Origin of the sequence: Sinomonas albida, from assembly GCF_004919045.1 — a bacterium.
GTDB lineage: Bacteria > Actinomycetota > Actinomycetes > Actinomycetales > Micrococcaceae > Sinomonas > Sinomonas albida.
In genome coordinates, this window is sequence record NZ_SWDW01000004.1 from 263,930 (window position 1) to 274,043 (window position 10,114).

The 10,114-nt window shown below is 69.3% G+C and carries 7 protein-coding genes; 1 reads left to right on the forward strand and 6 read right to left on the reverse strand.

Features of this window, described 5'->3' with window-relative positions; all coding sequences use genetic code 11:
* Positions 1 to 31: 31 nt before the first annotated feature.
* The 6 genes from pgl to tkt all read right to left on the reverse strand — a co-directional run bounded on the left by pgl (position 32) and on the right by tkt (position 8,403).
* The gene (gene pgl / locus E6A26_RS05900; protein ID WP_136610252.1) at positions 32 to 850 is read right to left on the reverse strand and encodes a 6-phosphogluconolactonase; all 819 of its coding nucleotides are present in this window, start codon (positions 848 to 850) and stop codon (positions 32 to 34) included.
* On the reverse strand, positions 840 to 1,781 hold the full coding sequence (locus E6A26_RS05905; RefSeq protein ID WP_136610253.1) for a glucose-6-phosphate dehydrogenase assembly protein OpcA: 942 nt from the start codon (positions 1,779 to 1,781) through the stop codon (positions 840 to 842). Before E6A26_RS05905 ends, pgl begins: the two co-directional genes overlap by 11 nt.
* A complete protein-coding gene (zwf, locus tag E6A26_RS05910) occupies positions 1,778 to 3,334 on the reverse strand; it encodes a glucose-6-phosphate dehydrogenase (protein ID WP_136610254.1) in 1,557 nt (518 codons plus the stop codon). The genes E6A26_RS05905 and zwf overlap by 4 nt, the downstream gene beginning before the upstream one ends.
* Before the next feature lie 112 nt (positions 3,335 to 3,446).
* Entirely contained in the window at positions 3,447 to 5,057 is a 1,611-nt protein-coding gene (locus E6A26_RS05915; protein WP_136610255.1) for a glucose-6-phosphate isomerase, read from the reverse strand.
* Positions 5,054 to 6,175: a transaldolase gene (gene tal, locus E6A26_RS05920; protein ID WP_136610256.1), complete on the reverse strand. Its 1,122-nt coding sequence runs from the start codon at positions 6,173 to 6,175 to the stop codon at positions 5,054 to 5,056. The genes E6A26_RS05915 and tal overlap by 4 nt, the downstream gene beginning before the upstream one ends.
* Positions 6,176 to 6,237: 62 nt before the next feature.
* A complete protein-coding gene (gene tkt, locus E6A26_RS05925) occupies positions 6,238 to 8,403 on the reverse strand; it encodes a transketolase (protein WP_136610257.1) in 2,166 nt (721 codons plus the stop codon).
* 250 nt (positions 8,404 to 8,653) lie between these two features.
* On the opposite strand from tkt, the gene E6A26_RS05930 reads away from it, so the two are divergent.
* Positions 8,654 to 9,592 carry a heme o synthase gene (locus E6A26_RS05930; RefSeq protein ID WP_234865098.1) on the forward strand — a complete coding sequence of 313 codons (939 nt, stop codon included), beginning with the start codon at positions 8,654 to 8,656 and terminating at the stop codon, positions 9,590 to 9,592.
* Positions 9,593 to 10,114: the final 522 nt, after the last annotated feature.

Sequence of the window (10,114 nt, forward strand, 5' to 3'; positions counted from 1 at the left end):
GCCCGGGCACGACCCGGGCGCAGCGTCTGCGCTACGCCGACGCCGGCTCCTTGCGCAGGAGATTGCCGGGGACCTTCGCGGCGGCCGCCGCGTCGATGAGCCACAGCGTGCGGTTGCGCCCGCGGGCCCCCGCGGCGGGTACCTGGACCGTCCCGGCGCCCGCGAGGGCCAGGCCAACAGCGCCCGCCTTGTCCTCGCCGGCCACGAGCATCCAGACCTCTCCCGCCGACTTGATCGACGGCAGCGTGAGCGAGATGCGCTCGGGCGGCGGCTTGGGCGAGTTCGTCACTCCGACCACCGTGAGGTCGCGCTCTCGGATGCCGGCCATCTCGGGGAAGAGCGACGCGACGTGTGCGTCGGGTCCCACTCCCAGGAGCAGCACGTCGAAGCGCGGCAGCCGGCCGGGCTCCTCGGGGCGATCATCGGAGAAGTCGGCCTCATGCTCGCGCCGTGCCGCTTCGGCGAGCCGGTCCGCGTAGTCTGCTGCGGCGTCGTCGGGCGTCGCGAACTCTCCCGCCGCGCCGGGAACGTGCACGCGGGCCGGATCGAGCGCGAGCTGGCCCAGGAGGGCCTCCTCGGCCTGGACAGCGTTGCGCTCAGCGGAGTTCGCCTCGACGAAGCGCTCGTCGCCCCACCACACGTTGACCTTCGACCAGTCCACCGCCGCGCACGCGGGCGATTCCGCGACCGCGCGCAGCGTCCCGATGCCCATGGTGCCCCCGGTGAGCACGATCGTCGCGTCGCCGTAGCGATCCTGCGTGTCCACGAGCTTCGTGATGAGGCGCGCGGCGATGGCCGCGAGCAGCACGGAGGAATCGGGATGGATGCTTACGCGGGGATCAGCGGTCACTCGGTGTCACACTCCTAAGATTGGTCCGCGGGAGACCCTCGGCAAGGACTTCGCCGAACACCTCGTCGGGGTCGAGTCGGCGCAGTTCCTCGGTGAGGCAGTCCTGCAGCGTCCGCCGGGGGAGGGCGATGCGCTGGGAGGGCTGGCCCGGCTGCGTGAGTTCCGCCACGGTGAGCCCGGGGCGGTACAGCTGGATGTCGCCAGACGGACGGTTGAGCTTAACGCGCCGGATGCCCGTCCCCGCGGGGTCGGAGACGATCGTGACGGGTACGTCGAGCTCGAGCGTGAGCCACGAGGCGAGCAGGACCGTGCTCGGCGAGTCGGACGCGCCCTCGACGGTCACGGCCGTCACCGCCGAATCATCGGCCTGGTCGAGCGCTGCCGCGAGCTGGATGCGCCAGTTCGTGAGCCGCGTCCAGGCCAGGTCCGTGTCTCCCGCGCGGTAGGTCTCGCGCATGCGGTACAGCGCCTCGGTCGGGTCGGGCTCATTGCCCGAGTCCGTGATCCGACGGTGGGCGATGCAGCCGACCGACGTGGCGCTCGCGTCCTTCGGCGCGCCATGCGGCCACCAGGCGACGATCGGGGCGTCCGGAAGGAGGAGCGCCGCGACGAGCGATTCGCTCTCCTCGGCGAGCCGGCCGTAGCCGCGGAGCACGACCACCTCGGAGGCGCCGGCGTCGCCGCCCACGCGGATCTGGCCGTCGATGCGATCCGCGGAGTCGCGGCCCGAGTCGACGAGCACGATGATGCGGCAGGGATGCTCGCGGCTTGCCTGGTTGGCTGCCTCGATGGCCTCTTCCTCGTAGCCGTGCTTCGTAATGACGACGAGGGTGAGGACCCGGCTGAGCGCCACGACGCCGCCCTGATGGCGGACGTTCATGAGCTCCTTCGAGATCTTCGAGGTCGTGGTGTGCGGAAGGTCGATGATCAAGGCCGCCTCCAAGAGCGTCCGTCGCGGGCCATCAGCGCGTCGGCGGACGCCGGGCCCCAGCTGCCAGGTGCGTAGGGTTCGGGCTTGTCGCCCGTGGCCTCCCAGTAGTCCTCGAAGGGATCGAGGATCTTCCACGAGAGCTCGACCTCCTCGTGCCGCGGGAAGAGAGGCGGCTCCCCGAGCAGGACGTCGAGGATGAGGCGCTCGTAGGCCTCCGGCGAGGACTCGGTGAACGAGTGGCCATAGCTGAAGTCCATGCTCACGTCGCGCACCTCCATCTGGGTGCCCGGGACCTTGGAGCCGAAGCGGATCGTCGCGCCCTCGTCCGGCTGGACGCGGATCACGACCGCGTTCTGCCCGAATTCTGCGGTGCCCTGGTCGAGGAAGAGCAGATTCGGCGCCTTCTTGAAGACGACGGCGATCTCGGTCACCCGCCGCCCAAGGCGCTTTCCGGCCCGGAGATAGAACGGAACGCCGGCCCAGCGGCGCGTATGGATGTCCACGCGGATCGCGGCGTAGGTCTCGGTCGCCGAGTCGGCGGGGATGCCCTCCTCCGCGAGATAGCCCTTGACGAGCTCTCCGCCCTGCCAGCCGCCGGCGAACTGGCCCCGCGCTGAATGGAGCGAGAGGTCCTCCGGGAGGCGCACGGCGGCCAGGACCTTCTCCTTCTCGGCGCGGAGATCCTCGGCCTCGAAGGAGATCGGTTCCTCCATCGCGGTGAGCGCGAGGAGCTGCAGCAGGTGGTTCTGGATCACGTCGCGTGCGGCGCCGACGCCGTCGTAGTAGCCCGCGCGCCCGCCCGTGCCGATGTCCTCGGCCATCGTGATCTGGACGTGGTCCACATAGTTGGCGTTCCAGAGCGGCTCGAACAGCTGGTTGGCGAAGCGCAGCGCGAGGATGTTCTGGACCGTCTCCTTGCCGAGGTAGTGGTCGATCCGGAAGACGGCGTCGGGCGGGAAGACCGACTCGACTATGTCGTTGAGCTGGCGGGCCGACTCGAGATTGTGGCCGAAAGGCTTCTCGATGACCACGCGGCGCCACTTGCCTTCCTGCGGCTGCGCGAGGCCGTGGTCGGAGAGCTGGCGGCAGACCTGCTCGAAGGCCTTCGGCGGGATCGAGAGGTAGAACGCGTGGTTGCCGCGCGTTCCGCGCTTCTCGTCGAGTTCCTCGAGCGTGGTCTTGAGGCGCTCGAATGCTTCGTCGTCGTCGAACGCGCCCTGCACGAACCGGACGCCCTCGTTGAGCTGGGCCCACACGGTCTCGTCGAAGGGCGTGCGCGCGTACTGCTTGACGGAGGCCTTGACCTCCTCGGCGAAGTCCTCGTGCTCCCACTCGCGCCGGGCAAAGCCCACGAGCGCGAAGCTCGGCGGGAGGAGGCCGCGGTTGGCGAGGTCGTAGACGGCTGGCATGAGCTTCTTGCGCGCAAGGTCGCCGGTCACCCCGAAGAGCACGAGCGCGGACGGACCCGCGATGCGGTTGAGGCGCCGATCGCGCGGGTCGCGGAGCGGATTGCGCCGCCTGGTCCCGTGCGCGCCGTTGTCGTTCTCTGGCATGATGCCTTTCTATTCCATCTGGTGCGGACCGCGAAAGCGCACAACCTCTACGCACTTCGCAGTGCAAAAGCCGTCGGCCCGGCCGCGCGGGCCGGGCCGACGGCTTGGAGCCCTAGCGGCCCAGAGCCGACACGAGCTCGGTCAGCTGCTTGACCCCCGCTGCGCGATCGGTGAGGTGCAGGCGGAGCACGGGGCGACCGTGCTCAGCGAGCACCTGGGCGTCACCGGCGGCCTGGGCCTCGATGAGCTGCGCGAACGTGAACGGGCGCTCCGGGATCTCGACGTCGTTCGACGCCGCGGCAGTCACCTGGAGGAAGACGCCCACCGCGGGGCCGCCCTTGTGGTACTGACCGGTCGAGTGCAGGAACCTGGGGCCCCAGCCGAACGTCGTGGGGCGTCCCGTGGCCTTCGCGAACACGTCGCGGACCCCCTCGAGCTGCGGGTAGGCAAGCCGGTCGAGGTACGCCTGCACGCTCAGGTAGCCCGTCGGGCCGAGCTGGGAGACAAGTGCCTTGACGGCCTCCTCGACCGTTGCGGCACCGCCGAGCCACTCGCCGCCACGGACCTCGATCGAACCCTCCGTGAAGTTCGCGGGGGTCGGCTCGGGGCGGGCGTCGAGGAGGCCGCGTGCTGCAACCTTCGCGGCCTCGACGTCCGGCTGGTCGAACGGGTTGATGCCGAGAAGGCGTCCCGCGACGGCCGTCGCGAACTCCCACACGAGCATCTGCGTCGCGAGGCCGCCACCCACGGCGGCCTCGTTCTCGCCGAGGCTCGGCTCCGCGTCAGCGGACACGAGACGGATCACGAGCACATCCGCCGCGCCCTCGGACACCTCGGGGGAGTCAGCGCCGGCCACGACTGGCAGGATGCCCCGGCCGATCTTGCCGGTCGACTCCGCGATGAGCTGCTCGGCCCAGTCGGCGAAGCCCTTGATGCCGGAGCCGTCCTCGACGATGACGGCCTTGTCCCGCAGCGGGGTCGTGCCGCCCAGCGCCGCGCCGAGCTGCAGGCCGATGTTGTCCTCGGAGTCCTCGCGGAGCAGCTCCGCAGCCTCTTCCGCCTCGTCGAGCAGCGCCTGGATGTCGACGCCCGCGAGGCCCGACGGCACGAGACCGAACGCCGTGAGGGCGGAGTAGCGCCCCCCGACGGTCGGGTCCGCGTTGAACACCGCGCGATAGCCTGCCTCGTGGCTCGCCTTCTCGAGCGGCGAGCCGGGGTCGGTGACGACGACGATGCGCTGCTTCGCGTCGATGCCGGCGGCCGTGAAGGCCGCCTCGAAGGCCCGGCGCTGCGAGTCGGTCTCGACGGTCGAACCGGACTTCGAGGACACGACGATGGCCGTCGCCTCGATCCGCTCCGACAGCGCCGAAGCCACCTGCTCGGGGTCGGTCGAGTCGAGGACGACGAGCGGGACGCCCGCCGTCGCCGTGATGACCTCGGGCGCGAGCGACGAACCGCCCATGCCGCACAGGACGATCCGGTCGACGCCCTCGGAGCGGAACGCATCCCGCAGGGCGACGATGTCGGCGACGAGCGGCTGCGACACGCTCGCGGCGTCGGTCCAGCCGAGGCGCTTCGACGATTCCTCTTCCGCATCCTTGCCCCACAGCGTGGGGTTCTTCGCGAAGATCCCGCTCGCCACGCCGTCGGCCGCAAGCTGCGCGACGTGCGCCTCGATGGCCTCGCGAGCCGCGCCGGTGGCGTCGAAGGTCAGCGCACTCATGCGCGCGCTCCCTGCGCGGTTTCGGAGAGCGTGCGCTCGACGTCCGCGAGGAGGTCCTTCCAGGACGCGACGAACTTGTCCAGGCCCTCGGTCTCGAGGACCGCGACGACGTCGTTGTAGGAGACGCCGATCTTCTCGAGCGCGTCGAGGTGGGCGTTGGACGCTTCGTAGGTGCCGCGGACGGTGTCCCCGGTGACCTCGGCGTGGTCGTACGTCGCGTCGAGGGTCTTCTCGGGCATCGTGTTCACCACGCCGGGGGCGACGAGGCCCGTGACGTAGAGGGTGTCCGGGAGCGAGGGGTCCTTCACGCCGGTGGAGGCCCACAGCGGGCGCTGGGGGAGCGCTCCGGCGTCGGCGAGGAGCTTGAAGCGCTCGGACCCGAATTCCTCCTCGAAGACCTGGTAGGCGAGGCGCGCGTTCGCCAAGCCAGCCTGGCCCTTGAGCGCCCTGGCCTCGTCGATGCCGATCGCTTCGAGGCGCTTGTCGACCTCGGAGTCAACGCGGGAGACGAAGAACGAGGCGACGGAATGGATCTTCGCGAGGTCGTGGCCGTTGGCCTTGGCCTTCTCGAGCCCGGTCATGAACGCGTTGATCACGGCCCGGTAGCGCTCGAGCGAGAAGATCAGGGTCACGTTGACGCTGATCCCCGCCGCGAGCGTCTCGGCGATGGCCTCGAGGCCCTCGAGGGTGGCCGGGATCTTGATGTACACGTTGTCGCGGGCGACCTTGTCGCGAAGGCGCTTGGCCTCGGCGATCGTGCCGGCGGTGTCCCACGCGAGGCGCGGGTCGACCTCGATGGAGACTCGCCCGTCGACGCCGTGGGTCGTCTCCGCGATGGGGGCGAAGAGGTCGCAGGCGTTGGCCACGTCGAGCGTGGTGAGCTCGAACACGGTGCGCTCGACGTCGGCGCCGTCCGCGACGAGCTCGCGAAGCTGGGCGTCGTAGCCGTGGCCCTTCGTGATCGCGCCCTGGAAGATCGTCGGGTTCGTGGTCACGCCGACGACGTTCTTTTCGTCGATGAGGGCCTTGAGGGAGCCGTCGGTCAGGCGCTGGCGGGAGAGGTCATCGAGCCAGATCGAAACGCCGGCGTCGGAGAGGGCCTTGGTAGGGGTAGTCATGTCAGTTCCTCCTTGTGAGGGGTCATTACCCGAAGATGGCGGGTAGCCGCACTCTCTAGTCGTTAACGCGCGGAGTCCGCGATCGAATCCTTGGCGGCCTGGGTGACGGCCTCCGCGGTGATCCCGAACTCACGGAACAGGGTCTTGTAGTCGGCCGATGCCCCGTAGTGCTCGAGGCTGATGGTGCGGCCAGCGTCGCCGACGAACTCGCGCCAGCCGAGGGCCAGGCCGGCCTCGACGGAGACTCGGGCCTTGACGGCGGCGGGGAGCACGGACTCGCGGTAGGCGGCGTCCTGGGCCTTGAACCACTCGACGCAGGGCATCGAGACCACGCGCGCGGCGATGCCCTCGGCCGCGAGCGCCTCGCGGGCCGCGACGGCAAGCTGGACCTCGGAGCCGGTGCCGATGAGCACCACATCCGGGGTGACGTCGGCGCCGTCGCGCTGGGCCTCGGCCAGGACGTAGCCGCCCTTCGCGACGCCGGACGCAGCCCCGAAGCCGCCCTCGCCGCGATCCCAGGTCGGGAGGTTCTGGCGGGTCAGGACGATGCCCGCCGGGTTCGAGGTGTTCTCGAGGATGGTCTTCCAGGCCCAGGCGACCTCGTTCGCGTCCGCGGGACGGACGACGTCGAGGCCCACGATCGCGCGCAGCGATGCGAGCTGCTCGACCGGCTGGTGCGTCGGGCCGTCCTCGCCGAGGCCGATCGAGTCGTGCGTCCAGACGTAGGTGGACGGGATGCCCATGAGCGCGGAGAGGCGGATCGCGGGACGCTGGTAGTCCGAGAAGATCAGGAACGTACCGGAGAACGCGCGGGTCTTCCCGCCGAGGGTGATGCCGTTGACGATCGACGCTGCCGCGTGCTCGCGGATGCCGAAGTGCAGCACGCGGCCGTAGGGGTTGCCCTTCCACGCCGCGGTGGACCGGGACGCCGGGATGAACGAGGGCGAGCCCTCGATCGTGGTGTTGTTCGACTCGGCGAGGTCGGCCGAGCCGCCCCACAGCTCGGGCAGCACCGGGCCGATCGCGTTCAGGACCTTGCCGGAGGCGGCGCGGGTCGAGACGTCCTTGCCCGCCGGGAACTCGGGCAGCGACTGCTCCCAGCCCTCGGGCAGGCGGCGGGCCTCGATGCGCTCCTGCAGCTCGGCGGCCTCCGGGTTGGCGGCGGCCCAGGCGTCGAAGCTCTCCTGCCAGGCCGCGCGGGCCTTGGTGCCGCGCTCGAGCGCACCGCGGGTGTGGGAGAGGACCTCGGGGTCGACGAAGAAGGACTTCTCGGGGTCGAAGCCGAGGACCTCCTTGAGGGCCGCCACCTCGTCGGCGCCGAGCGCCGAGCCGTGGATCTTGCCCGTGTTCTGCTTCGTCGGGGACGGCCAGCCAATGAGCGTGCGCAGCGAGATGATCGACGGACGGCCGGTCTCGGCCTTTGCGGCGACGAGGGCCTGATAGAGCTCCTGGACGTCCTCGACGTACTCGCCGGACTTGGTCCAGTCCACGCGCTGGGTGTGCCAGCCGTACGCTGCGTAGCGGGCCAGGACGTCCTCGGTGAACGCGACGTCGGTGTCGTCCTCGATCGAGATGTGGTTCTCGTCGTAGATGACGACGAGGTTGCCCAGCTCCTGGTGCCCAGCCAGCGACGAGGCCTCGGACGTGACGCCTTCCTGGAGGTCGCCGTCGGACGCGATGACCCACACGGTGTGGTCGAACGGCGAGGTGCCCTCGGCGGCGGTCGGGTCGTACAGGCCCCGCTCGCGGCGCTGGGAGTACGCGAAGCCGACCGAGGACGCGAGGCCCTGCCCGAGCGGGCCGGTGGTGATCTCGACGCCCTTCGTGTGCCCGTACTCCGGGTGCCCCGGAGTCAGCGACCCCCACGTGCGCAGGGACTCGAGGTCGGACAGCTCGAGGCCGTACCCGGCCAGGAACAGCTGGATGTAGAGCGTGAGCGAGGAATGCCCGGGGGAGAGGACGAACCGGTCCCGGCCGATCCAGTGCGGATCCGCGGGATCGTGCCGCATGAGCTTCTGGAAGAGCAGGTAGGCCGCCGGCGCGAGGCTCATCGCCGTGCCAGGGTGCCCGTTGCCCACCTTCTGCACCGCATCTGCGGCCAGGACCCGGATCGTGTCCACCGCCTTGCGGTCAACATCAGTCCACGTCAGTTCTTCAAGATCAACAGCAGGCACGTAAACGAGCCCCTCTCCATCGCTGACGGCGGTATGGCGTCGGGAGCCCGTCATGGTGGGCCCACGGATGCCAGCCGGCCGTTCACCATTGAAACGTCTTCTTTGTGTATCCCTCGTGTTGCGACGTCGGGACAACCAGCTCACATACTACGCACGAGGCTCCACAGGGGTCAGCGGTTTGGCAGAAATTGGGCTGAATGTGAATCGGCGGACATTCGCGCCGAGGGGGCTGCGCCGAAAGGCGGGGGACGCGGGCGCGGGTATGATGGAGGCTCATCAGGAAGAAGAAAAGAGTCGCGCACCCGTGAGTACAGACGCCCACGCCCCGTCCCGCCCGACCGGCTCGAAGATCGCCCGCAAGGTCAAGGCGTACGTGGCTCTCACGAAGCCCCGCGTCATCGAACTGCTCCTCGTGAGCACCCTCCCGACCATGATCTACGCGCAGCGCGGATTCCCGTCCCTCGGGCTCATCGCGGCGACGCTCATCGGCGGGGCCTTCGCCGCAGGCAGCGCCGGGGCGTTCAACTGCTATATCGACCGTGACATCGATCGGCTCATGCGCCGCACCGTGAACCGGCCCCTCGTGACCGGTGAGGTGACGCCGCGCGAGGCGCTCGCCTTCGCGTGGATCCTGGGGATCGCGTCGCTCGCCATCCTGTGGTTCGGCGCCAACCCGCTCTCGTCGGTGCTCGGCGCCGCCGCCATCTTCTTCTACGTCGTCGTCTACACGCTCGTTCTGAAGCGCCGCACGGCGCAGAACATCGTGTGGGGAGGCGCTGCCGGCTGTTTCCCGGTGCTGATCGCCTGGGCCGCCGTGACAGGCACGGTGGCTTGGCCCGCCGTCGTCCTCTTCATGGTGATCTTCCTCTGGACGCCGCCCCACTACTGGCCTCTTTCGATGCGTTACGGCGAGGACTACCGCAACGCGCAGGTGCCCATGCTCGGCGCCGTGGCCGGGGCCAAGATCGTCTCGGTCCAGGTGGTCCTCTACGCCTGGGCGATGGTGATCTGCTCGCTCCTGCTCGTGCCGCTCGGCCACGCCGGGTGGGTGTACACCATCGCTGCCGTCGCAAGCGGGGCGTGGTTCCTGTGGGAGTCCCACGCCCTCTACGGCCGGGCGCAGCGCGAGGAGATCGAGGACAAGAAGGCCATGAAGGTCTTCCACGGCTCGATCAGCTACCTCACGATCCTGTTCCTCGCCCTCGCGGTCGACCCGTTCATCGGGAGCCCGCTCGTCGGCTGACCCCGTCGACAACCCACCCCGGCGACATCGTCTCGGGTACAGATACTCGCCCTGGGGAGCGTTTCGGGTACAGATACTCGCCTTGAGGAGCGTCTCGGGTACCGATACTCGCCTTGAGGAGCGTCTCGGGTACAGATACTCGCCGGCCCCCGAATCCTGAACAACATACGACGACGGCCGGCGCCTTTCATTCGATAGGCGCCGGTCGTCGTTTCTGGACCCGAGAAGGGCTAGGAGGGGCTAGTTGGCGTACCCGAAACGTCAGATTCGGGGTGTAGCTGTACCCGAAACGTCAGATTCGAAGTGTAGCTGTACCCGAGACGTCAGATCTGGGGTGTAGCTGTACCCGAAACGGCAAATCCGGGGGTGTAGCTGTACCCGAGACGGCAAATCGGGGGGTGTGAAGTCTCGGGACCTAATAGACACTTCTGTCTCGGGACCTCGTAGACAGTGTGTCTCAGGACGTTGTAGACGCTTCGGGCCGTCTGATCGGGTGCATGAGTGTTCACGAACCTGATCTGC